This window comes from Phyllobacterium calauticae (assembly GCF_019991125.1).
GTDB lineage: Bacteria > Pseudomonadota > Alphaproteobacteria > Rhizobiales > Rhizobiaceae > Phyllobacterium > Phyllobacterium calauticae.
The window spans coordinates 212,922-236,689 of record NZ_JAGENB010000002.1 but is presented as its reverse complement, the minus strand read 5'-3'; the positions used below and the strand labels follow the sequence as shown (position 1 = coordinate 236,689).

Genomic DNA, 23,768 nt, shown 5'->3' with positions numbered 1-23,768 from the left:
GCCTAGACGCCGCTCAGCCCTTCCGCTTCCATGCCGTGGCCGCTGGGATCGCTGACAAAGTGCAGCACCTTGGAAAAGACGTGGTTGCTCATGTCCTCGCGCCCGATATGCACCACGGTGGACTTGGCGAGCTTGTCGCGCAGCACGGCCATCACCCGGTCATGTGCGCCCGCTTCCATGGCATCCAGCGCCTCGTCGATGACCACCCAGTCCGGCTTGTGCAGCATCAGGCGGGCAAAGGCCAGGGATTGCTGCTCGTCGTCGCTCAGTTCGCGGTCCCAGCGCGAGCGGAAGTCGAGCATGGTCTTGAGGCGGTCCAGGCCCAGCTCATGCAGCGCCGAAATGAGCTCGCTGTCGGGAAAGGCCCCCTTCCCAAGCGGATAGGACATGACCTCCCGCAGGCTGCCCGGCGGAAAATAGGGCGAGCGCGGCATATAGAGGATCGCCGTGTCTTTCGGCAGGGCAATATTGCCGGCACCCCATGGCCACAGACCGGCAATCGCACGGAAAAGCAACGTCCTGTCGATGCCGGGTTCGCTGGTGATCAGCACCCGTTCGCCCGCATTGACGACCGCCTTCTTCTCCTTCAGGCGCACGGTTGCCAGCGGCGCCGTGATCTTGAGCGTATCGAAAACAAGCTGGTTGCTTTCCGACTGGGAGAACTTGATGCGCTGCTCGACGCTGTTCAGCGTGTCCATCGACTGGACCGCCTGCCGGAATGACGTCACGCGCAAGAGCGTGGCGCGCCAGTCGGCAATGGCGCTGAAATTGTCGACGAACCATTTGAGCGATGCCTGGACCTGATTAAAAGCGCCGACGGCGATGATCAGACCGCCGAATGACAGGTTACCGGCAAAATACACGGGCGCGGCCACCAGATAGGGGGCGACCTGCGTGAACCAGCCATAGCCGGAGGTCACCCATACGAGCTGCGTCCAGGCCGTTACCAGCTGGCGGATCGCGGCGAGCAGCGAATCGACATCCAGGCCAAGCCGGACCTTTTCATCCTGTTCGCCCCGGTAGAGCGCAATCGCATCGATATGCTCGTTGACGCGCATCAGCGAAAAGCGCAGGTCGGATTCACGCTGGTAGCGGTCCGCATTGAGCTTGATCAGCTTGCGCCCGACAAACCAGCTGATGGACGAAGCGGAACCCGCATAAAGGATGGCCGCCCACACCATGTAGCCCGGAATGGAAAAACTGTGGCCGGAGACGTTGAAGATGAAGCCGCTGGACAGGCCCCAGAGCACGCCGATGAAGCTCATCATCAAAATGGAGGCCTGCAACAGGCCGAAACCGAGGTCGGTCGACATTTCGGCGAGATGGCGAGCATCCTCGTGCAGACGCTGATCGGGATTGACGCCGATCGGCCCGGAATTCGACAGCTTGAAGGCCCGCCGGGGAACCAGCCACTCGCCGATGAGGTCGCGGGTCAGACCTTCGCGCAGTTTCATGCGGGTCATCTGATTGAACCAGGTCTGCCCGACGGCCAGAATCAACAGGCAGATCGCGATGCCCAGAAAAACCAGCAGTTCGTTGAGAAACGCGGGGAAATCGCGATGGGAAAGCGCGTCGAGAAAGCGCCCGTTCCATTGCACGAGACGAACCTGGCCGGCGGAGGTGATGATGATGATGGCAAACATGCTGAGCAGCAGCAGGACAAGCCGGTTGCGGACGGGTGATATCCAGTAGACATGCAAGATAACGCGGAGCTGAGAAAGCAGGCCCGCCTGTACTTCGCCGGCAACGGCGATGGCGGACGTCTTGCTCTGTTTGTCTTCCGCCATCAGTTAGCCCCCGTGGACGACCGTGATTCGGCCTCTCCACTTTATCATTGTTGGTTGGATTGCACCGGATAAAGCGCCGGATTTACCCAAGGGAAGTAAGGCTGAATTCCGCCCGGTCAAGGGCGGGCGCGTGACGGGCACATGCGGCCGATTTGAATCCCGCTTGTTTCGGCTCCGATTCTGTCTTATGTATCCCGCATCGATTTATCGGTCGAGTGACTTTGCGACCTGCGTAACCCGTTGCGCTTCCTGATGAACTCCATTGCATAGGTTCGATTCCCTGGGCAGCATAGCTGTATGTTGCCTGTCTTATATCTCTGAAAGGAATTTCCCATGGCTACGGGAACAGTGAAATGGTTCAACAGCACTAAGGGCTATGGTTTCATCCAGCCTGACACCGGCGGTGCAGACGTATTCGTACACATCTCCGCTGTTGAGCGCGCAGGACTGCGCGGCCTCAATGACGGCCAGAAGGTCAACTACGAAATCGTACAGGATCGTCGTTCGGGCAAGTCGTCCGCTGACAACCTCAGCGTTGCCGGCTAATCGCCGCACGCGAAAATCGACAGGTTTTCGAATATACAAATTTGGAAAGGCGGGATTTTGATCCCGCCTTTTTGCATTTCCGGGCTGGCTCAGACGATATCGCTTTCGGAGTAATCAGCCACCAGTTGCAGCATGGCGCGCAAACCGACGATGAGGCCGCTTTCATCGACCAGGAACAGATCGGAGTGGTTGGCCGGCGCTTCCCGCGGGTCCCGCCCCTTGCCCGTGATCCCGACCCTGAAGAAAAAGCCGGGAACGGCCTGCGCGAAATAGGAGAAATCTTCACCGCCCATGCTGCGCTCGATCAGCTTCGTGTTGTCTATCCCGGCAACACGGGCAAGCGTCGGGGCCATTTTGGTTGTCAGTTCCGGGTTGTTGATGACAGGCGGATAGCCGTTCGCCTCCCAGATAACCTCTGCCTCACCCCCCATCCCCTGGGCGACCAGCGTCGCCAGTTCGGTGAAGCGCTCCATCATATGTTGGCGTTGCCGCTCGGCCGAGGTGCGCAGCGTGCCTGCCAGTTCCACCTTGGCAGGGATGATGTTGTAGCGTGTCCCGCCTTTGAACACGCCGACGCTGAGAACAGCCGGCTCGCGCACGACATCGGTTTCACGGCTGACCAGCGTCTGCATGGACGACACGATTTCCGATGCGATAACGATGGGATCAACACCATTCCAGGGAGCCCCGGCATGCGTCTGCTTGCCTTTTACCGTCAGCCGAAAAGCATCGGACCCTGCAGTGACAGGACCGGAACAATAACCAACCATTCCGGTAGCAAGATTGCTGCCGACATGCAGGCCAAACACGACATCGGGTTTCGGATCAGCGAAAGCGCCCTCTTCCAGCATCTTTCGAGCGCCGCCGACCTCACCCCTGGGCAGTTTCTCTTCGGCAGGCTGGAACAGAAGCTTTACCGTTCCCTTGAGATGTGCCTTGTTCTGCGCGAGGATTTCAGCGGCGGCCATCAGGATGGCCACGTGGCAATCATGACCGCAGGCATGCATGACTGGCACGTCATCACCATCCCAGATTGCCCGCGCCTTGGATGCAAACGACACATCGGTCTTTTCTTCGACAGGCAGGGCGTCCATATCGGCGCGCAGGGCAATGACCGGACCTGCCCCCGCCTCACCTTTCAAAACCGCAACAATACCGGTGGTGGCGACTTTCTCCCGGACGTCATAGCCAAGCGCCTTCAGGTGCTGCGCCACGAGCGCCGATGTGCGGACCTCCTGGTTGCCCAGTTCCGGATTTTCATGGATATCGCGCCGCCAGGCAATCATCCGCTCTTCGATGTCGTGCGCCTGCATATCGAAGACGCCATGTATCTTTCGAGCCGGAGCGGGCTCAATGTTCAATGCTGCGTGAAGTGGCGAGACGCCCAGCGCGAACAATCCGCAACAGGCACAGAGGGTCTTGAGGAACTGACGGCGCTCAAGCACGTCATCAATGGCTTCGGCTACAAATCGCGGGGGTGAAGAAGACTTTGCGGGCATGAACAGTTTCATGGCAATCAACCTTCGTGCTGAAAATGAGAGGCAATAAAAATTCGTTTCAAATGCAATAAAACACGATGGTACCCCAACCCGCGGCGCTGTCAAGAACGGAGCCTGGTCATTGGCAGAATGAAACCGTGCCCCCTGCAACCGTTCGTTCAGGATATTCACCGCACACAATCGGCAAGCTCGGATCGAGCCTGCCGATTGTGAATCTCGGCGTCCTCAGCCGATCTCGACAACCACCTTGCCGAACGGTCCGCGGTCCAGATGATCGAGCGCGTCGGTAAAATCCGCCATGGTGTAAACGGCATCGATGACGGGGGTAGCACCCGACAGTTCGAACGCGGCAACCAGATCCTCCAATGCCCGCCGGTGCCCGACCTGAATACCCTCGACGACCACGCGCTTGCGGGCAAACGGGCCAAAGCCGCCGGATATCTCAAAACCGTCGATCACCCCGATCAGCGAAATGCGTCCGCCGACCGCCGCCACGCGCAGGGATTTGTCGAGATGGGCGCCGCCGATCGTCTCAAGGATGTGGTCGGCGCCGTGATCGCCGGTCAGCCGGTAGACGGCTTCGACCCAATCCTCCTTCTGGCGGTTGATCCCATGATGGGCACCAAGTTCCCTGGCCCAGGCGAGTTTCTTGTCGTCGCCGGAGACAACGATAACCTCTGCCCCATGCATCAGCGCAATCTGCATGCCGAAGATCGACACGCCGCCGGTTCCGATGACGACCACGGTCTGCCCGGCCCTGAGCCTGCCGCGTTCGACCAGGGCGGTCCAGGCGGTGAGGCCGGCGCAGGGCAGCGTGCTGGACTGGAGACCGGTCAGCGTATCCGGCGCCCGAACCGCCCAGTCCTCGTGCAGCACGACATATTCGGCCAGAACCCCCTGCATCGGCCCGCCAAGGGTGCGGCCATTGGGATCGCGCGCCGTGCCGGGACCATTGCCATCGATCCAGTCGGGCAGGAAGGTCGAGATGACGCGGTCGCCCGCGGCAAAGCGCGTCACGCCGGCGCCGACCGCCGCAACCGTGCCGGACAGATCCGACAGCGGCGTGAGCGGTTCCGTCTGGGGCGCCAGCAATCCAAAGCCGAGATCGACCAGCAGCTTGTCGCGGTAATTGAGGGAAGCCGCCGCGGCCTTGACCAGGATTTCACCGGGCCCCGGCGTTGGCACCTCGGCCTCGACCAGTTTGAGATTGTCGCGTCCGGCCCCATTCAGCGTCCAGCGTTTCATCGTCTTCGTCATCATCTCTGTCCTTGCAGGCCCCGCCAGCCGGGGTGAGAACAGCGTTTTATATGATCGCGACACGATGCAGTTGCGCCCATTCCACCCATTATTGTATCGTTCTGTTCTACAATGGAGCGAAGAATGGACCGGCTTGCAGGTATTCAGGAGTTTGTCACCGTGGTGGATGCCGGCGGATTTTCCGCCGCCGCGCAAAAACTGCACCTGTCGCGCTCGGCCGTCGGCAAGGCGGTCGCCCGGCTGGAGGAACGGCTTGGCGTGCGTCTCTGCCATCGCACCACGCGGGCGTTCACGCTGACGAGCGACGGCAACGCCTTCTACGCGCATTGCGTGCGCATTCTGGCGGAACTCGACATGGCGGAAGGTGCCCTGGCCTCCGACAGGGAACAACCGGCTGGCCGCCTGCGCATCAGCGTTCCCGTGATATTCGGCCGTTACTGCGTGGCGCCCGTCATTGCCGACCTCTCCCGCCAATACGCGGCGTTGCGCTTCGACGTGTCTTTCACCGACCGGCCGGTGGACCTGATCGAGGAAGGCTATGACCTCGTTGTCCGCAACGCGGTCCTGCCCGACAGCGCCGTCCTCACCGCCCGCCGCATCGCACGCCAGCGCATGACCATCTGTGCAGCGCCGTCCTATCTCGCCGCGCGCGGAACCCCGCGCACCATCGAGGATATCGCCGAGCACGCCTCCATCGTCTATGGCCGCGACGGCAACACCCGGCCCTGGCTTTTCCCCGATGGCAAGGGCGGTACCTATGCGGCCCCGGCCCGCACCCGGCTGATCCTCGATGATCTGGATACCGCCGCCGATATGGCGGTCGCCGGCATGGGGCTCGCCTGGCTGCCCTGCTGGCTCATTCGCGAACGGGTGCACAGCGGCAGTCTTGTCCGGGTTCTGCCCGACGTCGAACCGCTGGTTTTCGATACCCATGCCGTCTGGCCGCGGGCGCCCTTCATGCCGGCGCGCATGCGCGTGCTCATCGACGCCCTCGCCTCCCGCCTGCCCGGCATGACCGGCACAGACGGCGAAATCAAATCAGCCGCCTGACACCTCCGGCAGCCAGGTGATCGGCACATGGCCCTCGTCGCCGGCAACCCGGCTCAGCCATTTCGCCACGGACGGATAGGCCGAGAGATCATAGCCGCCCTGGTTGGCCTCATGGGTATAGGCATAGAGCGCGATGTCGGCGATGCTGATGGCGTCACCGGCGAAATAGGGCGTCTTCTGCAGTTGCTGTTCCATGACGAGCAGCGCCTTGTTGCCGCCTTCCAGCGTTGCCGCCAGCCGTTCCGGCGTCGCATCCTTCGCCCGTTCGGGATAGACAAGCAGGGCGCGGCGCACCGCGATATTGGGCTCGTGCGTATATTGTTCGAAGAACAGCCATTGATACATCAGGCCGCGCGCATAGGCATCATCGGGGATGAACCGGGTTCCCTCAGCCAGATAGAGCAGGATTGCATTGGACTCCGCCAAAAACCGGCCATCGTCCAGCTCGAGCAGCGGCACCTTGCCATTGGGGTTCTTGGCGGTGAATTCCGGTTTTCGCGTCGATCCGTCCGTCGATGAAATGGCCACATGCTCGAATGGCAGGCCGAGCTTCGCCATCAGCAGGCGCGGCTTGTAGCAATTTCCGGAGCTGAGCTGTGAGTAAAGTATCGGCATGGCTGGTCTCCTGTGGCGGGCGAATATCGCCGCTGGTGTCCGGTCTCATCGGTTTGCGTGAAACATCGCATGAACGGCGGTGATGCTTTGAATGTTTCATGTCACACCCTGCATAGAAACAGCGCGATGTGAAGCCTTTTGCGCACGCTTTTGCTTGCGATTCCGCGCCTGTTGCGACATAGCAGACCCGCACACCGGCTACCCCTTGTCAAACACCCGCTTCAGGAGAACGATACCATGGCATTCCTCGCCGACGCCCTTTCCCGTGTGAAGGTTTCCGCAACGATTGCGATCACCCAGAAAGCACGCGATCTGAAAGCCGAAGGCCGGGATGTGATCTCGCTCTCCGTTGGCGAACCGGATTTTGATACGCCCGACAACATCAAGGAAGCCGCCATTGCCGCCATCCGCCGCGGCGAGACCAAGTATACCCCGGTTTCCGGCATCGTGCCGCTGCGCGAGGCGATCACCCGCAAGTTCAAGCGCGAGAACGAGCTGGACTACAAGCCGAGCCAGACCATCGTCTCCACGGGCGGCAAGCACGTCATCTACAACGCGCTGCTCGCCACGCTGAACCCCGGCGACGAAGTCATCTGCGTTGCGCCGTACTGGGTGAGCTACCCGGAAATGGTGGCGCTGTGCGGCGGCACCCCGGTTATCGTCTCGGCCACGCAGCAGCATGAATTCAAGCTGCAGCCGGAAGATCTGGAACGCGCCATCACGCCGAAGACCAAGTGGGTCATTCTCAATTCGCCGTCCAATCCTTCGGGTGCCGCCTACAGCTGGGATGAGCTGAAGAAGATCACCGACGTTCTCGTGCGTCATCCGCATGTCTGGGTTCTCACCGACGACATGTACGAGCACCTGACCTATGGCGACTTCAAGTTCGTCACCCCGGCACAGGTCGAGCCAAGCCTCTATGACCGTACGCTGACCATGAACGGCGTATCGAAGGCCTATGCCATGACCGGCTGGCGCATCGGCTACGCCGCCGGACCGCAGGCACTGATCAACGCCATGGACATGGTGCAGGGTCAGCAGACATCCGGCACCAGTGCCATTTCGCAATGGGCTGCCGTCGAGGCACTGGATGGCACGCAGGAACACCTGCCGGTGTTCAAGAAGGCGTTCGAAGGCCGCCGCGATCTCATCGTTTCCATGCTGAACCAGGCGCCGCTGCTGCAGTGCCCCAAGCCGGAAGGCGCCTTCTACGTCTACCCGTCCTGCGCAGCCGCCATCGGCAAGACAGCGCCGTCGGGCAAGGTGATCGAAACCGACGAGGATTTCGTCAGCGAACTGCTGTCGAGCGAAGCCGTTGCCGCCGTGCATGGCTCGGCGTTCGGCCTTGGACCGAACCTGCGCATTTCCTATGCGACGTCGGATGCCAAGCTCGAGGAAGCCGGCAAGCGCATCCAGCGCTTCTGCGCCAGCCTGCGCTGATCGCACAACCGGATTGAAGACAAAAAGGGGCCGATTGGCCCCTTTTTCTTTGCGGCAAAGGCTTCACGGCTTTGTGTTGATCGTTCTTGCACGGAAATGGCATATTTCCACCGCAACGCCGCAGAGATGAAAGAACAGTTATGGCCGCCATTCACCGCAAGCCCGCCTGGGCGATAGCCGAAGCCCTGGCAACCCCGGAGGCGGCATTCCTCAACCGGCGGTCGATCCTGCAGGCCTGGGGCCTTGGTGCGCTGGCAACCGCTGCGCTCACGGCACTGCCAAAGGCAGCGCGTGCAGCGGCGGAGCATAGACCCGCCGGCAATCCGGCGTTCTATCCGGCCAGACGCAATGACGCCTATACGCTCGACCGCAGCCTGACCCCGGAAGAGATCAACGCGAAATACAACAATTTCTACGAATTCGGATCGGACAAGGGCATTTATGCGGAAGCGCAGAGCCTCATCACCAATCCCTGGGCGATCGACATCGATGGCATGGTGGAAAAACCTTTCACCATCGAATTCGCCGATCTTGAAGCAAAAATCCCGCTGGAAGAGCGCCTCTATCGGCACCGCTGCGTCGAGGCATGGTCGATGACCATTCCATGGACCGGCTTTTCGCTGGCCAAACTGGTTGAGATGGCAAAGCCGCTCGCCTCGGCCAAATATATCCGGTTTGAAACCTTCAACGACCCGTCCATGGCCAGCGGCCAGAACGGCTTTCTCTATACATGGCCCTATGTGGAGGGCGTCACCATGACGGAAGCGGCCAATGAGCTCGCCTTCCTGGTGACGGGCGCCTATGGCAAGCCCCTCCTCAACCAGTTCGGCGCGCCGATCCGCCTCGCCCTCCCGTGGAAATACGGGTTCAAGTCGATCAAGTCGATCCGCAGGATCACCTTCACCGACAAGCGGCCGGTGAGTTTCTGGGAAGAACTGGCGTCGAACGAGTACGGTTTCTGGGCCAACGTCAATCCGGCGGTGGCACATCCGCGCTGGAGCCAGGCACAGGAGCGCGTGCTGCACACGGGTGAAACCGTGCCGACACTGTTGTTCAATGGCTATGGCGATCAGGTCGCGTCCCTCTACACGGGGCTCGAAAACGAAACGCTCTATCGCTGATTTTTTGGAAACATACCCCAGAAAAGAAAAGAGGCCGGACAATTGCCCGGCCTTAAGTTTTGAAGGATGCCATTTCTGGCAAAACCTCCAGAGGGGAACACTAGCGGATGCGCAATGGGAGGAGGAGACGCATCGGCTAGTGATGTGGATATGGGCCCTTTAACCGTTTCTTGCAATCCCCCAATTGTGCAATGCACCCATGCACCAAATGCATACCGACAATTTATCGGCATTTTTGAAATGAGAGCGCGTGTTTGCGATGCAATCCGGCAAGATCATGCTCCGAACCGGCCCGCTTACGAAAGAAAATTTTTTCGCAAAAATGCGAAAACAACCGATCAATAGGACCAGGTGCGCGCCTTCGAGAAAAGGAAATCTCGAAACACGTGCAATTTCGCCGCGTTCTTGATTCCCTCGGGATAACAGAAGAACGTATCGAAGGATGGCAGCTCCATCTCCGGCAGCAGGCGCACGAGGGTCGAATCCTTCTCGACCATGTAATCGGGAAGCACACCAAGGCCGACACCCTTCTGGATGGCGCGCTTGATCGACAAGAGGTTGTTGATCTGCAGAACGGCAGGCCGCAGATTGCCGTCGGACCGGCCGATCCCTTCCAGCCAGTTGAGGTTGGTGAGGTACGACGGGGCAGGCTCGCCGAAGCTGACGATGCGATGGGAATCGATCTCGTCGATGTTTTCGATCTTGCCGTATTTGGCGATGTAGCCCGGCGAGGCGTAGACGTGCATATGCACCGTGAACAGCCGCCGCTGGATCAGATCGGGCTGCTGCGGCTGGCGCAGGCGGATCGCACAATCCGCATGGCGCATCGTTAGATCCAGCTCCTCGTTGTCGAGCAGCAGCTGCAGCTGCACTTCAGGATAAAGCTCGATGAATTCCTGCACGCGCTCGATCAGCCAGCCGGAACCGAGACCGACGGTGGTGGTGACGCGCAGCTTGCCCGACGGGCGGTCCTTGCTTTCGGTGAGGCGCGAGCGGACGTTTTCCAGCTTCATCAGCACTTCATGCGCCGTGCGGTACAGCACCTCGCCCTGCTCGGTCAGGATAAGGCCGCGCGCATGCCGGTGAAACAGGGGAACGCCGACATCCTGCTCCAATGCGCTCACCTGGCGGGAGATGGCCGATTGCGACAGATGCAGCGTCTCGGCGGCATGGGTGAATGACCCAGCCTCCGCCGCAGCATGGAATATTCGCAATTTGTCCCAGTCAAGCGACATGGCGCAGTCTCTCCCCCGTTCCGGTTCCGCATATCGCAACCGGCCTTATCTCAAACGCCGTTATTCGGCAGCCTGGCGCACCGGTTCCTGTGCCGCCAGCCAGCGTTCGGCCTCAAGGGCTGCCATGCAGCCCATTCCGGCCGCTGTCACGGCCTGACGATAGATATCGTCGGTGACATCGCCGGCGGCGAAAACACCGGGAACATCGGTCGCCGTCGAATCCGCAGCGGTCCACAGATAGCCATTCGGCTTATGCTTGAGTTTCCCCTTGAACAGTTCAACTGCCGGCGCATGCCCGATGGCGACAAAAACACCATGCGTTGCAAGGTCCGTCGTCTCGCCTGTCTTGACATTCTTCAGGCGCACGCCGGAAACCGATGCTGCCATAGGCGGCTTTGCCTCCGAACCCGTGATTTCGTCGATAACGTTGTCCCAGACGACTTTGACATTTTCGCGGGCAAACAGGCGGTCCTGCAGAATTTTTTCCGCACGGAAATGATCGCGGCGATGCACGACCGTGACGGACTTTGCCAGATTGGCGAGATAGAGCGCTTCCTCGACGGCCGTATTGCCGCCGCCGACAACGACGACATCCTTGTTGCGGTAGAAGAAACCGTCGCATGTGGCACAGGCGGAAACACCGAAGCCCATGAAGGCCTGTTCGGTCGGGATTCCAAGCCATTTCGCCTGCGCACCCGTCGCGATGATCAGCGCATCGCAGGTGTACTGCGTGCCGCCATCGCCGACGAGGCGGAACGGCCGGACGGAAATGTCCACTTCCGTGATGATATCGTGAATGATCTCGGCGCCGACATGTTCGGCCTGAATGCGCATCTGGTCCATCATCCATGGCCCCTGCACCGGATCGGCATAGCCCGGATAGTTCTCGACATCCGTGGTGATCATCAGCTGGCCGCCCTGCTGCAGACCGGCAACGATCACAGGTTTCAGGTTGGCGCGGGCCGCATAGATGGCTGCGGTATAGCCGGCAGGACCGGAACCGATAATGAGGACGGGCACGTGGCGCTGTGACATATCAAGACCTATAAACAGATGTTCAGCCAGAACGGGTTGGGAGCAGACTTATGATCATTTCCAATGCCATAAGGTAGTGGGTCAGCCCCCTCCGTTGCAAGGTCTGCGCGTGATATAGGCCGGTTAGCCACAGCTTGTACGCGGTGTTTTGCCGTTTGGCGCGCATTGTGGCGCCTGACGGAACCGGTTATGAAACATTCCCATGTCTCTCTTCCCGTTCTGAGGTCCGCTCATTTTTCGCACCATCATCAATATTTGCGCGCGATTTGGTCTGGTCATGGCGGCAGCCATGCTGATTCCCGCCGCTGTTGATCTGCATATCGGCAACCGGGACTGGATCACGTTCGTGGAATCGGCGATTTTCACCGGTGTGCTCTGCGGGCTTGTCGCCCTTGCGACCCACAATCCCGACATCCGGTTTACCCCGCGCCTCGGCTTTCTCCTGATCGTTTCCGTCTGGCTCACGGCGGCGCTGCTCGGGTCCCTGCCCCTCTATTTCTCGACGCTGCCGATCAGTTTCGCCAAGGCGCTGTTCGAATCCATGTCCGGCATCACCTCGACGGGCGCCACCGTGCTGACAGGGCTCGATGCCATGCCGCGCGGCATCCTGCTCTGGCGCTCGCTCCTGTGCTGGTTCGGCGGTTTCGGTTTCGTCGGCCTCGGCCTGTTGCTGCTGCCGTCGCTGCGCGTGGGCGGCATCCAGCTCCTGCACATGGAATCCTCGGACAAGTCGGAGAAAATCCTGCCGCGCATCCACCAGATCGCCACCGGCATCATCATCGCCTATGTCAGCCTGACGGTGCTGTGCACCCTGTCTTACTTCGCCGCCGGCATGGGCATGTTCGATGCGGTCAATCACGGCATGACGACTGTCGCCACCGCCGGCTTTTCCACGCATGATTCATCCCTGGGCTTCTATGCCCACAACCGGGCCATTCTCGTCATCGCCACCATCTTCATGGTGCTCGGCGCCCTGCCCTTCGTGCTCTACATCAAGGCCGTCATGCCGCAGCGCCTGACCTCGCTCGCCGACCCGCAGGTGACATTGTTCCTCGTTATCGTCGTCGGCCTCAGCTTTTTCCTGGCGGTGGGGCTCACGCTGGAAACCGGCATCGGGTTTGGCGATGCCCTGATTGCCGCCGCGTTCAATCTCGTATCAATTATCTCAACCACCGGTTTTGCCACCGAAGATTACACGCGCTGGGGGCCGGAAGCCCTCGGCATTTTCTTCATCGTGACGTTCATCGGCGGCTGCGCCGGATCGACGTCGGGTGGCATCAAGCTCAATCGCCTGATCATTCTCTGGCAACTGGCATCCGCCAGCCTGACGCGGCTGATCAGGCCGAACGCCGTTATCAAGATGCGCTATGGCCGGGCGGAAATCAGCCCGCAGGTCGCGCAATCCGCGCTGCTTTTCATCTTTCTCTACATGTCCTCACTGATCGTTGGAGCCACGGCGCTGACGATCCTCGGCAACGATCTCGGCACGTCGATCACCGGGGCACTGACGGCGCTTTCCAATGTCGGGCCGGGTTTCGGCGATACAATCGGGCCGGTCGGCAACTTTTCGACGCTCAGCGACCCCTCGCTTCTGCTCCTGAGCTATCTCATGCTGGCGGGCCGGCTGGAAATCATCACGGTCGTCATTCTGTTTACGCGCAGCTTCTGGAGCCGGTAGAGGCTTTCCTGCTATGAACCTGTTTGTAACCGGATGCGAATGCATTACACAGCGGCAGGAATCGCCTATGGTGCTCGCTGTAAGCGCCTTTTTGACAGGGATATAATCAGACCATGCCTTTGAAGGCGGACTTGGACGAGATCGACTGGAAAATCCTGAAACAGCTTCAGGACAATGGCCGCATCACCAATGTGGAGCTTGCCGAACGTGTCGGCATATCGGCACCGCCCTGCCTGCGCCGGGTGCGCAAGCTGGAGGAAGGCGGCATCATCCAGGGCTACAGGGCCATCCTGAACGGTTCGATCCTCGGCCAGGATATCGTCGCCTTCTGCATGATCAGGCTGCACCGGCAATCGGACGCCGACCTGAAGAGCTTTGCCGAAAAGACCAACAGCTGGACCATCGTGCGCCGCGCATGGATGGTGTCGGGCGAATCCGACTTCCTCCTGCATTGCGTGGCGAGCGACATCAGCATTTTCCAGAATTTCGTTATCGAAGACCTGACATCGACGCCGAATGTCGATTCCGTCCGCACGTCGCTGACCATCCGCGCGGTCAAGAACGAACCCTTGATGGTGCTCTAACCGCGAATTTTCGAATAGAAGAACAGCAAGACACGGTAGTACGGCCGGAGCACTTCGCGCTTCAGCTTGTCCGAAAGCGTTTTCTTGCCCTGGACGACCGTGCCGCCGAGATTGAAATCGATCTCGCGAATGGTGATGGGCCGGGCGGACAGCATGCGCACCGGGTGCAGCCAGCGCATCTGCAGCGTGGTGTCCACCGGCCGGTCGAACCGCTTCGTCGCTGCAAGCAGCGCAATCGCGGCATCGCGACCGATCAGCTGCATCTGCATGCCGAGGCCGGGCAATGCGGGCTGCATGACGGCGTTACCACCCTGGCGGGCAATATCGCCGCCCTTTTCGCCCCGTGTCCAGCGCGGAAAGCGGATGTAATCGCCGGGCCGCACCGTCTCCATCGCCAGTTTCAGCTGATCGGCAAAGCCCGGATCGATATCGACATCGTCCTCGATGACCAGGCCCGCATCGAGATTGCCGTCGACAATCGCCTGCCACGCCTTGCGATGCGAGAGAAAGCAGGCGATCTCGGTGGTGCGCAACGGGAAGGGATAAGGCGGGAAATGCCGGGATGTCCGGCTGTAGACCGCTGTGATTTCACCCTCGCTAAGCTGCTGCGCGTCGACGGCGTCGATAATCTCCGCTGCAACCGGCAGCCGCTGCATCAATGCCCTGACATGCGCGCCGCGTTTTTCAGCACGCTTGAGGTGAATGATGAACGCGGCAACCTTCATGATCCGGCCCGGATGCTGCCCGCGAACAGGCGCTCGTAGACGGTGAGGATTTTCTCCGCTTCGTTCTGCAGCGGGAAATTTTCCCGCACATGTTCGAGCCCGGCCTTTCCGGCTTCCTCGCATTTTGCCGGATCGGCGAGATAGCGCTCGATGGCCTCTTCCAGTGCCGGCCGGTCACCCGCCGGAACAACGGTGCCCGTGGCGCGCTCCACCATCTCCGCATAGGCGCCGGCATCGCTGGTCACAACGGCGGTTTGCGAGGCCATGGCTTCCAGTGGCGTCAGGCCGAAACCTTCATTGCGCGACGGCGCGACATAAAGGGTCATGCGGCGGTACCAGAGTTTCACGTCAGGCACTTCGCCCAGAAAGAGCAGGCGATCCTGCAATCCCGCCGTGGCAATCTTGTCGCGCAGTGCCTGCTCGAACCCCTTGTGCTCGGCGGTTGTCCGGCCCGTCATCACGGCCGTCCACGCGGGATAGCGCGGCAGGAGATTGATCATGGCATCGACAAAAAGATCCGTGCCCTTCGAATGGCGGATACGCCCGGAACAGCCGACAAGATATGTGCCCGGCAGGCCGGAGGCGGCAAAGGCATCCTCGGGCGTTGCCGGCGGATGGAACGTGTCCGTATCCACCCCATGCATGATCACGGTGTGCGGCACCTGCAGATAGCTGCCGGATTTGGCGCTGGTGGCAATCACGGCGTTCATCCGCCGGATCAGCCATTTGGTGAAGGGCTTGTGGTCGCGCTGCGCTGCCGAGGTAAAGAGCAGCGACAGCTTCATGCGCAGGACATGGCGCATCAGAACGCCCGCAAGCATCTCGTTGTTGCGGCGGGCATGCCAGATTCGGAAGGGTCTGGTCTTTGGCCTGAACCAGAAACCGGGCAGCGAACGCCACCCGATTTTCGGCAGGGTGTCGGGAAGACCCGGTCCCATGGCCACGATTTTGAGACCGTTGGCCCGCTGCAGCGGAATGAGCTGCACGATAGTCGAGGTGACCCCGGAAAGCTTGCGCTTGAAATTCGGAGCGATCACCTCGACGTTGCTTACCGGTTCCGGCACGATATCAGGCGAACTTGAACCCGACGATTTCATACGAACGGGCGCCGCCCGGTGCATTGACCTCGATCGTGTCGCCTTCGCTCTTGCCGATCAGGGCACGGGCGATGGGTGAGGAAATGGAAATGCGGCCGGCTTTCGGATCAGCTTCCTGATCGCCGACGATCTGGTAGATCTTCTTGTCTTCCGTATCTTCGTCGATCAGCTGGACGGTGGCGCCAAACTTGATCTTGTCGCCGGACAATTTCGAGATATCGATGATTTCGGCATGCCCGATATAGCCTTCGAGCTCGCTGACGCGGCCTTCATTGTGGCTCTGGGCTTCCTTGGCGGCATGATACTCGGCATTTTCCGAGAGGTCGCCATGGGCGCGCGCTTCCGAAATTGCCAGGATGATGCGGGGCCGCTCTTCCTGCTGGCGCCAGCGCAATTCTTCCTTGAGCTTGTCAAATCCGCCTTGAGTCATCGGGACCTTTTCCATGCCCTCTCCTTTCGCAGTCAAGTGTCAAATGCGCCCCGCCAGGGCCGCGCGACACAAAAAGAAAACGGTCACCGAAGCTCAAGACTTCGGAACCGTTCAGTCATTCGTCGTTTAATATAGCACTCTTTCCGGCGATTTCACGAAGAAAGTAGAAAATGTCGCGGATCGGCCGGTTTTCCCTGTGCCGCTGGGGAGCAATGCTGCCTTCGGGGCTCTTGCAGTCCATCACGGCAATCGATAGAGCAGGTTGCGGGCAAGGGATGACCGCGGATATTCTGTGGATTCATCATGACGCAAGGCCGTGCCAATCTGTTGCTGCTTGTCGCAGGCGCCATCTGGGGCCTCGGTTTTGTTGCACAGGCGAGTGCAGTCGGCAATGTCGGCGCCTTCCTGTTCATCGGACTGCGCTTTGCCCTGGCAAGCCTGACCGTTGCGCCGCTGGCATGGCGCGAAGCACGGCTGGCGAAACACCGCCTCACCCGCCGGGATTACGGCAGCTTCATCTTCATCGGCCTGTTCCTGTCCATCGGCTCGGTTCTGCAGCAGATGGGCCTTGCCACGACAACGGTCACCAATTCCGGCTTTCTCACCGGCCTCTATGTGGTGATGGTGCCGATCCTCGGCGTCATGCTGTTCTGGAGCTGGCCGAGCCCGATCGTCTGGCCCTGTGCGCTGACGGCGCTGGGCGGCATCTATCTCCTGTCGGGCGGACAGCTCAACAATCTGACGACCGGCGACTGGCTGACCATCCTGTGCGCCGTCTTCTGGGCGCTGCAGATCATCTTCATCAACCGTCTCGCGCACGAAAACGGCCGGCCGTTCATGCTTTCCTTCGTGCAGTTCCTGACCTGCGCCGTGTTCGGCTTTACCCTTGCGGCATTCATGGAACCGTTCAACTGGCCATCGGTCATGCTGTCCTGGCCGGCGATCCTCTTCGGCGGCGTGTTCTCCTGCGGCATTGCCTTCACCCTGCAGGCAGTCGGCCAGCGCTATACCAGCGCGCCGCAGGCGGCCATCATGCTTTCCTCCGAAGCCCTGTTCGCGGCGCTCTTCGGCGCCATCCTCCTCGGCGAGCGCATGACGGTCCACGGCATGATCGGCTGTGCGCTGATCTTCATCGCCATGATCACGGTTGAAATCGTCCCGGCCCTGCGCAACCGGACGGATGCCGCCTAGGGTGCAATCCCTGCCTTGTTGCCGACACAGGCATTACCGCCGCCGCTGACCTTTCCTTTACACTTTGGTCTTATTTTATCCGCGTCTGCGCTTGGTTTCAGGCGAAAAGGATGTGGTGACATGAGTTTTGCGTTGTCGTCCGCCGTGCCCTTGCGGCGCCTTACGACCGTCTTTGTCCTGTGCACGGCAACCGCGCTCAGCGCCTGCGGCATGGGCGATGTGCGTCGCCCGCAGGCCAATGTCGGCCATGGCGCAAGCCCTGCAGAATCAGGCGACTATATAGCGGTGGCTCCCGCCGCGGACATGACGCCCGACACCGCTGCCCCCGACAATTCAATGGCTGACAATTCCCTGGCCGGTGAAGAAAACCGCATTGCCAACAATGAAGCGGACCAGCCGGTGGCACAGGAACAGAACCTGGCGGCGGCGCAACCCGTGATGACGGAAGAAAACCACGCGCTGACCAGCCGCGAACAGAATTACGGCTACGCCGGTGGCAATCTGCGCGATCCCATGGCGCGCAACGAGAGCCGCTATGCCGTGCCGGCGGGCGAAATCGCCTGCCGGACCCAGCTCAAGCAGCTTGGCGTCGTCTTCCAGGAGCACGCGCCGATCAATGATGGCGGCGTGTGCCGTATCGACAACCCGCTGACGGTCAGCGGCTTCGCCAGCGGCCAGATCCGGCTGAAGCCGAGTGCCACGCTGAACTGCCAGATGACCCTGGCCTTTGCCCGCTGGGTCAAGGGCGACCTGCAGCCGTCGACGCGGTTGCGCTATCTCTCCGGCGTCAACACCATTCATCAGGCCTCGAGCTATTCCTGCCGCACCATGAGCAACCGGCCGGGCGCCAACATGTCCGAACATTCCAAGGGCAATGCGCTGGATATCGCCAAGATCACCCTGAACAACGGCACCGATATCAAGGTGCAGAAGCCGGGGTTCTTCGCTTTCCGGCAGCGCGGCCTGCTCAACAATGTCCGCTCCGATGCCTGCGACTACTTCACCACGGTGCTCGGCCCCGGTTACGATATTTTCCACCGCGACCATTTCCACTTCGACCTGATGCAGCGGCGCAACGGCCATCGCGCCTGCCGCTAGCGCGCCCTAATGGTGGCCGGGTTCCTTAATCCGGCCGACATATTCCCAGATCGTCACCACGATCAGGATCAGGCTGGTTGCAGCACCGAGCACGAGCGGCGAGAGCGCACCGCCCGCAAAGGGCAGAACGGCGCACAGGACCAGTCCCGCCATATGCGAAAGCGGTGGCCTGCCCTCCACATAGCCCTTGAACAGCAGGTTGCCGATGAGATAGAGCGCCGTTCCGCCAATGGATGTCCAGAAAACCGAGGGCGCGGAATGGCCGAGCGGATGCGCCAGCACCAGTTCATCGGAAACGGCCACCACGATGATGCCGGCCACCAGCAGCACATGGATATAGGTATAGGCGACGCGGGCGATGCGGCCGGGATCATCGGTCGATGCGATCTTGTGGTGCGCGCGCAGCTGCCCGACATTGAAATAGATCAGCCACATGGCCACCGAAGCCACGAAGGTCGTCAGGAAGGCCGAGAACGCAATGAAGGTCCATTCCTGCTCGGCGAATGTCGCGCCGGATACAAGGATGGATTCGCCGAGCGCAATAATGATGAACAGCGCGGCGCGCTCGGCCATGTGGTCGCCGTCCACGTCCCAGTCCGCCGTCGTCGATGCGCCAAGGCCGGGGGTGCGGAAGCCCAGCGCCGGACCCGCCAGCTCGATCAGCAGCGCAACCAGCCAGAAAAACACCCGGTTTTCCGGATCGGCCAGCCCGCCGCTGATCCAGAACACGGCGGAAACGCCAAGCCAGACCGAGATGCGCACGAAGTTCAGGTAGTTGGAGCGGTTGTGGTGGCGCATCGCCCACATGACGAAGAGCGAGCGGCCCAGCTGCATGGTGACAAAAGCCAGGGCAAAAACCAGCCCGCGGCCGGCGAAGGCCGTGGGTATGGACGTTGACAGCACCAGCCCCGCCAGCATCAGCACGAACAGCATCACCCGGACCGGCGGCGTCGTCGGATCGAGCCAGTTGGTCACCCACGCCGTGTAGACCCACACCCACCAGACCGCCGCGAGCAGCAGCGCGCTTTCGCCAAGCCCCTTGAGGCTGAGGTCATGCAGCAGGAAGTGCGAAATCTGGGTGACGGCAAAGACGAAGACGAGATCGAAGAACAATTCGACGAAATCGACTTTCGCGCTGTCGCTCCCGCCCCGTATACGCGCGTAATTCCGGATTGCCCCAGACAGTGCCATGCATCGCCCTCCAACATCAGACCCTGAAAAAAAGCTGCCTGATTAATGCCGCCAATCCAAGCCTTTTGCGATCTTAACCACAGGATGGTGCATGTATCCCGCAAGCGGGCGTGTGAAGACTACTGACAAAACGCCCTTGTCATCGCCATGCCGACTGCCTCTAATGCCGCAAATCACCACCCTTGGGAAAGGCTTACCATGCGCTTCACGGACCGCTATCCGATCATCGTCACCGAGAAAAAAGAGGCTTGCCGCGATTTCTGGATACGGCATCTTGGCTTCACCAGCGGTTTTGACAGCACATGGTTCTGCTGGCTCGCGGGCGAAGACCATACGGCCTCCATCGCCTTCATGACGCCGGACCACCCGTCGGCGCCTCCCGGCCCGGAAAGCTTCGGCGGCTGGGGCATGTGTTTCGAGCTGCAGGTGGATGACGCGGCGGCGGCTTTTGAAAAGGTCACCGCAAGCGGATTGCAGGTGGAATATCCGTTGACCGACGAGCCGTTCGGCCAGCGCCGTTTCGGTTTTCACGATCCGTCGGGCCTGTGGATCGACATTGTCGAGCAGATCGAACCGCAGGCCGGTTTCTGGGACAAATATATGATTGGCGGTTAGCCTTTCGGCTCCGGTGGCACCGGCGTCGGCTTGCCCGATGTGTCGAGTGCCACCATGACGAAATCCGCATGGGTGACCCGCTCCATCAGGTCAGAGAGGTAGCGTTGTGCCCATGCTTCCACCTTCAGCGTGATGGAGGTGCGCCCGACATGCTCGATATGCGTGTAGACGCACAGCGTATCGCCGATCTTGACCGGCTTGGCGAAGGCCATTTCCTTCACCGCCGCCGTCACCACCCGGCCGCGTGCCCGTTCCGCCGCGCGGATACCGCAGGACAAGTCCATCTGTGCCATGACCCAGCCGCCAAAAATATCGCCGGCGGCATTGGCATCCGCAGGCATGGCAAGCGTGCGCAGGGTCAGTTCGCCGATCGGCTTGGTTTCTTCACTCACGTCCGGTCTCCATAGGCATGTGCATATGGGCTTATGATGCAGTGCAATAGAGGCAATGGAAAGACCTTCTGTGCAAGAACTGTCAGAAAGCCGACATGCGGGGTCGTTGCACGGTTTTTGACATGCGCGCCCTCTCCCTTAGGGTCGGGCGGACAGTGAACCACCGGAGCAGGCCATGAAAATCACCGATGTAAAAACCTTCGTCGTCGGCAACCCGCCGCCATCGTTTGGAGGCACGTGGTTCATCTTCGTCAAGCTCACCACCGATTCCGGTGTCGTCGGCTATGGCGAGGCCTACAATTCGACGGTCAGCCCGCAGGTCATGCGCACCGTGATCGAGGACGTCGCCGAGCGCTGGCTCATCGGCCAGGACCCGCACCACATCGAGCGGTTTTTCCGCCGCGCCTATTCCGGCGGCTTCACCCAGCGTCCTGACGTGACCATCATGGGTGCCGTATCGGCGCTGGAGATGGCCTGCTGGGATATCATCGGCAAGGAAGCCGACAAGCCCGTCTACGAATTGCTGGGCGGGCGGGTGCACGAGCGGCTGCGCAGCTATACCTATCTCTATCCCAAACCCGAACTGGGCGAGACCTCGGCGATCTACTGGAATGCCGAAGCCTCGGCGGAGCGCGCCGCGGAATATGTGGCGCAGGGCTACACCGCCGTGAAATTCGATCCGGTCGCGCCCTACACCTCCTTCGACCCGCGCCAGCTTTCACTCGAAGAACTCGATCTCGGCGAAAAATTTGTCCGTCTTGTGCGCGAGGCTGTCGGCTCCAAGGCGGATATCCTGTTCGGCACCCATGGCCAGATGACACCCACCAGCGCCGTGCGGCTGGCCAGACGGCTCGAGCCCTATGATCCCTTGTGGTTCGAAGAGCCGGTCCCGCCAGATATGCCGGAGAACATGGCCTATGTGCAGCAGCACACCACGATCCCCGTGGCGACGGGCGAACGCCTCACCACGAAATATGAGTTTCAGCGGGTGCTGGTGAACCGTGCCGCCAATATCCTGCAGATGGATCTGGGGCGTGTCGGCGGCATCCTGGAGGCCAAGAAGATCGCCGGCATGGCTGAAACGTTTCATGCGCAGATCGCCCCGCATCTCTATTGCGGACCGATCGTCGGCGCGGCCAATATCCAGCTTTCCACCTGCAGCCCGAATTTCCTCATTCTCGAATGCATCCAGGCCTTTGGCGGGTTCCATGCCAAGCTGCTCAAGACGCCGCTTCAATGGGAAAACGGCTATGTCATCCCGCCGACGGCGCCGGGTCTCGGCGTCGAACTCGACGAAGCGGTGGCCGAAGCCCATGCCTATGACGGCCACGAACTGCATCTGAACATGGGCCGCGACCCGCTGATCGTCTGACCGCAGCAGCACCCGGTTGTTGAAAAATTGTCACGCCGGCGGCGGTTCGGCGTGCCTGCCGCCGGCCGGGCGGTGCTTTTAAGTTGCAGTGCGGCCGAAATACTGGTTCTAACTTCCGGAGTGCTGTCCGGAGTGTGTTCATGACCGTATCCCGCTTGTCGGCCTTTCTGCTCGTGATGCTTGTGCTGACAGGGTGCGGTGGTCGTGCTGTGCTGGGTCTCACGTCCCAACATGTCATCAAGGCCAATGCGGCGGTGCCCGCGCCGGTGCTGAACGACAAGACCGGACCCAAGGCCGTCATTCCGATCTTCGTCGCGACCAGCCGCGAGCGGTCGGACAATCTCTCCCTGCCCTATTCGGCCAAGCGGTCGCCAACCCTCAATTTTGCCCGCGTCGATGTCGGCATCCCGCCGAACCACAAGCGCGGCGAAGTGGAAAAGAGCAGCAGCAAACCCAATCCGGCCCGGGATTTTGCCGCAACGGCGTTCCAGCCCTATGGCAGCAAGCAGGTCTTCGTCGAGAGGATCAACGCGGAACTGGCGAAACGTCCCGCCAACCAGCGCGAGCTGTTTGTTTTCGTCCACGGCTACAACAACAATTTTGCCGACAGCGTCTTCCGGCAGGCGCAGTTCGCCTATGATTACGGCCTTCCCGCTGTTTCCGTCCACTATTCCTGGCCGTCGGCAGGTTCACTCGGCCTTTACGTCTATGACCGCGACAGCGCCACCTATGGCCGCGACGGTCTTGCCGAACTTCTGCAACTGGCCGCGGCAACCAAGGCAACGAAAATCCTGCTGGTCGGCCATTCCATGGGCTCGTTTGTGGTCATGGAAGCCCTGAGCCAACTGGCGCAGACCGGCCATCGCGACGTGTTCCGCCGCCTGTCGGGCGTCATGCTGGCGGCGCCGGACATCGATATCGACGTGTTCCAGGGACAGGTCCGGGATATCGGCGAACTGCCAAAACCCTTTACGGTGCTGGTTTCCCGCGCCGACAGTGCCCTGAGCGTATCAGGACGGATTACCGGCGGCCACCCGCGCGTCGGCGACGGCTCCAGCATCGCCGTGCTGCAGAAACTCGGCATCGTCGTCCTCGATGCGTCCGACCTCGACGGCGGGTCGCATGGGGTATTCGCAAGCTCGCCGACGCTGATGAACATGGTGCGCAGCGGGCAATTGTCGCAGAAAGTGCTGTCCGGTGACGAAACACCCGCCGGGCAGTCCGTTCTCGCCGATGGCACCTCCGTCATAACAGGCGCAGCGTCGCTTGTGATCTATCTTCCCGCCCGGCTTCTCGGCGCCGTTCAGTAGGCCGGTGGCGGGAGACACGAAACCAACAATCCGCGACATAAATTTTTATCGCGGATTGTTGGTTAAGTCATGATTCCGCTGTATTTTTTTGAAGAATTCGCTCATATATCAATTCTCTCTTTTCTGAAAGATCGGTCCGTGCCTCTCCATATCGAGCTCGTTGGCAGTCTTGCTGCCTTGATCACCACCCTGTGCTGGGTTCCGCAGATCATCAAGATCGTTCGGCACCGGGAAACCGGCAGCATTTCGCTCATCAGCAATGCTTCGCTGGCACTTGGCGTGTTGCTCTGGCTGTTCTACGGTATCATGATCAGTTCCTGGCCGGTCATCGCGGCAAACGCCACCACGCTGCTGCTGATCCTGACCATTCTCGGCCTCAAGCTGCGCTACGGCTGATACCCCGGAACAGGACGGACCCTGACAATCCTCCTGACAACCTTATGTCAGGAGCCTGCCGCTTCCGGCGACTTTTGCGGACTTGGCTCTTTCCATTTTGCCGG

General features: G+C 60.7%; 23 protein-coding genes. 12 read left to right on the top strand and 11 right to left on the bottom strand.

All coding sequences use genetic code 11. The annotated features are described in order from the left end of the window. Nucleotides 1-2: 2 nt before the first annotated feature. Nucleotides 3-1,787: an ABC transporter ATP-binding protein/permease gene (locus tag J1W56_RS07125; protein ID WP_223612624.1), complete on the bottom strand. Its 1,785-nt coding sequence runs from the start codon at nt 1,785-1,787 to the stop codon at nt 3-5. A gap of 333 nt (nt 1,788-2,120) precedes the next feature. On the opposite strand from J1W56_RS07125, the gene J1W56_RS07120 reads away from it, so the two are divergent. Then, a complete protein-coding gene (locus J1W56_RS07120; RefSeq protein WP_027233379.1) occupies nt 2,121-2,333 on the top strand; it encodes a cold-shock protein in 213 nt (70 codons plus the stop codon). A gap of 89 nt (nt 2,334-2,422) precedes the next feature. On the opposite strand, the gene J1W56_RS07115 is transcribed toward J1W56_RS07120, so the two are convergent. Together J1W56_RS07115 and J1W56_RS07110 are read right to left on the bottom strand one after the other, a co-directional pair. Further along, on the bottom strand, nt 2,423-3,844 hold the full coding sequence (locus J1W56_RS07115; protein WP_223612623.1) for an amidohydrolase: 1,422 nt from the start codon (nt 3,842-3,844) through the stop codon (nt 2,423-2,425). 213 nt (nt 3,845-4,057) lie between these two features. Beyond that, nucleotides 4,058-5,089, bottom strand: coding sequence for a zinc-dependent alcohol dehydrogenase family protein (locus J1W56_RS07110; RefSeq protein WP_223612622.1), 1,032 nt, complete (start codon nt 5,087-5,089; stop codon nt 4,058-4,060). 123 nt (nt 5,090-5,212) lie between these two features. On the opposite strand from J1W56_RS07110, the gene J1W56_RS07105 reads away from it, so the two are divergent. Next, nucleotides 5,213-6,139, top strand: a complete 927-nt coding sequence (locus tag J1W56_RS07105) for a LysR family transcriptional regulator (protein ID WP_223612621.1) — start codon at nt 5,213-5,215, stop codon at nt 6,137-6,139. On the opposite strand, the gene J1W56_RS07100 is transcribed toward J1W56_RS07105, so the two are convergent. After that, nucleotides 6,128-6,754 (bottom strand): glutathione S-transferase family protein, encoded by a 627-nt coding sequence (locus J1W56_RS07100; protein ID WP_223612620.1) that lies wholly within the window; start codon nt 6,752-6,754, stop codon nt 6,128-6,130. The two genes, J1W56_RS07105 and J1W56_RS07100, sit on opposite strands and share 12 nt — an antisense overlap. Nucleotides 6,755-6,991: 237 nt before the next feature. Here J1W56_RS07100 and J1W56_RS07095 point away from each other — a divergent pair, with 237 nt between their 5' ends. Then, nucleotides 6,992-8,194 (top strand): pyridoxal phosphate-dependent aminotransferase, encoded by a 1,203-nt coding sequence (locus tag J1W56_RS07095; RefSeq protein ID WP_223612619.1) that lies wholly within the window; start codon nt 6,992-6,994, stop codon nt 8,192-8,194. 140 nt (nt 8,195-8,334) lie between these two features. Then, entirely contained in the window at nt 8,335-9,315 is a 981-nt protein-coding gene (msrP, locus tag J1W56_RS07090; protein WP_223612618.1) for a protein-methionine-sulfoxide reductase catalytic subunit MsrP, read from the top strand. Between the two features lie 338 nt (nt 9,316-9,653). Here msrP and J1W56_RS07085 read toward each other — a convergent pair whose 3' ends face one another. Continuing rightward, a complete protein-coding gene (locus J1W56_RS07085) occupies nt 9,654-10,550 on the bottom strand; it encodes a LysR family transcriptional regulator (RefSeq protein WP_105732078.1) in 897 nt (298 codons plus the stop codon). A gap of 60 nt (nt 10,551-10,610) precedes the next feature. Further along, a complete protein-coding gene (gene trxB, locus J1W56_RS07080) occupies nt 10,611-11,585 on the bottom strand; it encodes a thioredoxin-disulfide reductase (protein ID WP_223612617.1) in 975 nt (324 codons plus the stop codon). Between the two features lie 277 nt (nt 11,586-11,862). Between trxB and J1W56_RS07075 the strand changes: the two genes are divergently transcribed. Both J1W56_RS07075 and J1W56_RS07070 read left to right on the top strand, forming a co-directional pair. After that, a complete protein-coding gene (locus J1W56_RS07075; protein ID WP_223612616.1) occupies nt 11,863-13,263 on the top strand; it encodes a TrkH family potassium uptake protein in 1,401 nt (466 codons plus the stop codon). Nucleotides 13,264-13,376: 113 nt separating this feature from the next. Then, nucleotides 13,377-13,847: an Lrp/AsnC family transcriptional regulator gene (locus J1W56_RS07070; RefSeq protein WP_223612615.1), complete on the top strand. Its 471-nt coding sequence runs from the start codon at nt 13,377-13,379 to the stop codon at nt 13,845-13,847. Here J1W56_RS07070 and J1W56_RS07065 read toward each other — a convergent pair. Genes J1W56_RS07065 through greA form a run of 3 tightly spaced genes read right to left on the bottom strand, consistent with a single transcriptional unit; the run spans nt 13,844 to nt 16,114 of the window. Beyond that, nucleotides 13,844-14,572 carry a glycosyltransferase family 25 protein gene (locus tag J1W56_RS07065; RefSeq protein WP_223612614.1) on the bottom strand — a complete coding sequence of 243 codons (729 nt, stop codon included), beginning with the start codon at nt 14,570-14,572 and terminating at the stop codon, nt 13,844-13,846. The two genes, J1W56_RS07070 and J1W56_RS07065, sit on opposite strands and share 4 nt — an antisense overlap. Further along, nucleotides 14,569-15,669 (bottom strand): glycosyltransferase family 4 protein, encoded by a 1,101-nt coding sequence (locus tag J1W56_RS07060; protein ID WP_223612613.1) that lies wholly within the window; start codon nt 15,667-15,669, stop codon nt 14,569-14,571. The genes J1W56_RS07065 and J1W56_RS07060 overlap by 4 nt, the downstream gene beginning before the upstream one ends. Then, nucleotides 15,641-16,114, bottom strand: a complete 474-nt coding sequence (greA, locus tag J1W56_RS07055) for a transcription elongation factor GreA (protein WP_112526015.1) — start codon at nt 16,112-16,114, stop codon at nt 15,641-15,643. Before greA ends, J1W56_RS07060 begins: the two co-directional genes overlap by 29 nt. Nucleotides 16,115-16,402: 288 nt before the next feature. Here greA and J1W56_RS07050 point away from each other — a divergent pair, with 288 nt between their 5' ends. Together J1W56_RS07050 and J1W56_RS07045 are read left to right on the top strand one after the other, a co-directional pair. Next, nucleotides 16,403-17,290, top strand: a complete 888-nt coding sequence (locus J1W56_RS07050; protein ID WP_223612612.1) for a DMT family transporter — start codon at nt 16,403-16,405, stop codon at nt 17,288-17,290. 120 nt (nt 17,291-17,410) lie between these two features. After that, nucleotides 17,411-18,388: an extensin-like domain-containing protein gene (locus tag J1W56_RS07045; RefSeq protein ID WP_223612611.1), complete on the top strand. Its 978-nt coding sequence runs from the start codon at nt 17,411-17,413 to the stop codon at nt 18,386-18,388. A gap of 6 nt (nt 18,389-18,394) precedes the next feature. On the opposite strand, the gene J1W56_RS07040 is transcribed toward J1W56_RS07045, so the two are convergent. Then, on the bottom strand, nt 18,395-19,579 hold the full coding sequence (locus J1W56_RS07040) for a low temperature requirement protein A (RefSeq protein ID WP_223612610.1): 1,185 nt from the start codon (nt 19,577-19,579) through the stop codon (nt 18,395-18,397). Nucleotides 19,580-19,777: 198 nt separating this feature from the next. Between J1W56_RS07040 and J1W56_RS07035 the strand changes: the two genes are divergently transcribed. Next, nucleotides 19,778-20,194, top strand: coding sequence for a VOC family protein (locus J1W56_RS07035; protein WP_223612609.1), 417 nt, complete (start codon nt 19,778-19,780; stop codon nt 20,192-20,194). On the opposite strand, the gene J1W56_RS07030 is transcribed toward J1W56_RS07035, so the two are convergent. Further along, a complete protein-coding gene (locus J1W56_RS07030) occupies nt 20,191-20,535 on the bottom strand; it encodes an acyl-CoA thioesterase (protein ID WP_223613454.1) in 345 nt (114 codons plus the stop codon). The genes J1W56_RS07035 and J1W56_RS07030 overlap by 4 nt on opposite strands. Before the next feature lie 226 nt (nt 20,536-20,761). Between J1W56_RS07030 and J1W56_RS07025 the strand changes: the two genes are divergently transcribed. The 3 genes from J1W56_RS07025 (at nt 20,762) to J1W56_RS07015 (ending at nt 23,664) form a co-directional block, all read left to right on the top strand. After that, complete coding sequence (locus J1W56_RS07025; protein ID WP_223612608.1) at nt 20,762-21,958, top strand: mandelate racemase/muconate lactonizing enzyme family protein; 1,197 nt, start codon at nt 20,762-20,764, stop codon at nt 21,956-21,958. Between the two features lie 140 nt (nt 21,959-22,098). Then, nucleotides 22,099-23,268: an alpha/beta hydrolase gene (locus J1W56_RS07020; protein WP_223612607.1), complete on the top strand. Its 1,170-nt coding sequence runs from the start codon at nt 22,099-22,101 to the stop codon at nt 23,266-23,268. Between the two features lie 138 nt (nt 23,269-23,406). Continuing rightward, complete coding sequence (locus J1W56_RS07015) at nt 23,407-23,664, top strand: SemiSWEET family sugar transporter (protein WP_223612606.1); 258 nt, start codon at nt 23,407-23,409, stop codon at nt 23,662-23,664. Nucleotides 23,665-23,768 lie beyond the last annotated feature (104 nt).

What these genes read in the sequence shown, in the direction of transcription:
- greA (WP_112526015.1), bottom strand. Translation starts at nt 16,114, where the DNA reads ATGGAAAAGGTCCCGATGACTCAAGGCGGATTTGACAAGCTCAAGGAA.
- J1W56_RS07030 (WP_223613454.1), bottom strand. Translation starts at nt 20,535, where the DNA reads ATGCCTGCGGATGCCAATGCCGCCGGCGATATTTTTGGCGGCTGGGTC.
- J1W56_RS07060 (WP_223612613.1), bottom strand. Translation starts at nt 15,669, where the DNA reads ATGAAATCGTCGGGTTCAAGTTCGCCTGATATCGTGCCGGAACCGGTA.
- J1W56_RS07115 (WP_223612623.1), bottom strand. Translation starts at nt 3,844, where the DNA reads ATGAAACTGTTCATGCCCGCAAAGTCTTCTTCACCCCCGCGATTTGTA.
- J1W56_RS07050 (WP_223612612.1), top strand. Translation starts at nt 16,403, where the DNA reads ATGACGCAAGGCCGTGCCAATCTGTTGCTGCTTGTCGCAGGCGCCATC.
- J1W56_RS07075 (WP_223612616.1), top strand. Translation starts at nt 11,863, where the DNA reads ATGGCGGCAGCCATGCTGATTCCCGCCGCTGTTGATCTGCATATCGGC.
- J1W56_RS07085 (WP_105732078.1), bottom strand. Translation starts at nt 10,550, where the DNA reads ATGTCGCTTGACTGGGACAAATTGCGAATATTCCATGCTGCGGCGGAG.
- J1W56_RS07065 (WP_223612614.1), bottom strand. Translation starts at nt 14,572, where the DNA reads ATGAAGGTTGCCGCGTTCATCATTCACCTCAAGCGTGCTGAAAAACGC.
- msrP (WP_223612618.1), top strand. Translation starts at nt 8,335, where the DNA reads ATGGCCGCCATTCACCGCAAGCCCGCCTGGGCGATAGCCGAAGCCCTG.
- trxB (WP_223612617.1), bottom strand. Translation starts at nt 11,585, where the DNA reads ATGTCACAGCGCCACGTGCCCGTCCTCATTATCGGTTCCGGTCCTGCC.
- J1W56_RS07095 (WP_223612619.1), top strand. Translation starts at nt 6,992, where the DNA reads ATGGCATTCCTCGCCGACGCCCTTTCCCGTGTGAAGGTTTCCGCAACG.
- J1W56_RS07120 (WP_027233379.1), top strand. Translation starts at nt 2,121, where the DNA reads ATGGCTACGGGAACAGTGAAATGGTTCAACAGCACTAAGGGCTATGGT.
- J1W56_RS07105 (WP_223612621.1), top strand. Translation starts at nt 5,213, where the DNA reads ATGGACCGGCTTGCAGGTATTCAGGAGTTTGTCACCGTGGTGGATGCC.
- J1W56_RS07035 (WP_223612609.1), top strand. Translation starts at nt 19,778, where the DNA reads ATGCGCTTCACGGACCGCTATCCGATCATCGTCACCGAGAAAAAAGAG.
- J1W56_RS07040 (WP_223612610.1), bottom strand. Translation starts at nt 19,579, where the DNA reads ATGGCACTGTCTGGGGCAATCCGGAATTACGCGCGTATACGGGGCGGG.
- J1W56_RS07110 (WP_223612622.1), bottom strand. Translation starts at nt 5,089, where the DNA reads ATGACGAAGACGATGAAACGCTGGACGCTGAATGGGGCCGGACGCGAC.
- J1W56_RS07045 (WP_223612611.1), top strand. Translation starts at nt 17,411, where the DNA reads ATGAGTTTTGCGTTGTCGTCCGCCGTGCCCTTGCGGCGCCTTACGACC.
- J1W56_RS07020 (WP_223612607.1), top strand. Translation starts at nt 22,099, where the DNA reads ATGACCGTATCCCGCTTGTCGGCCTTTCTGCTCGTGATGCTTGTGCTG.
- J1W56_RS07125 (WP_223612624.1), bottom strand. Translation starts at nt 1,787, where the DNA reads ATGGCGGAAGACAAACAGAGCAAGACGTCCGCCATCGCCGTTGCCGGC.
- J1W56_RS07100 (WP_223612620.1), bottom strand. Translation starts at nt 6,754, where the DNA reads ATGCCGATACTTTACTCACAGCTCAGCTCCGGAAATTGCTACAAGCCG.
- J1W56_RS07025 (WP_223612608.1), top strand. Translation starts at nt 20,762, where the DNA reads ATGAAAATCACCGATGTAAAAACCTTCGTCGTCGGCAACCCGCCGCCA.
- J1W56_RS07070 (WP_223612615.1), top strand. Translation starts at nt 13,377, where the DNA reads ATGCCTTTGAAGGCGGACTTGGACGAGATCGACTGGAAAATCCTGAAA.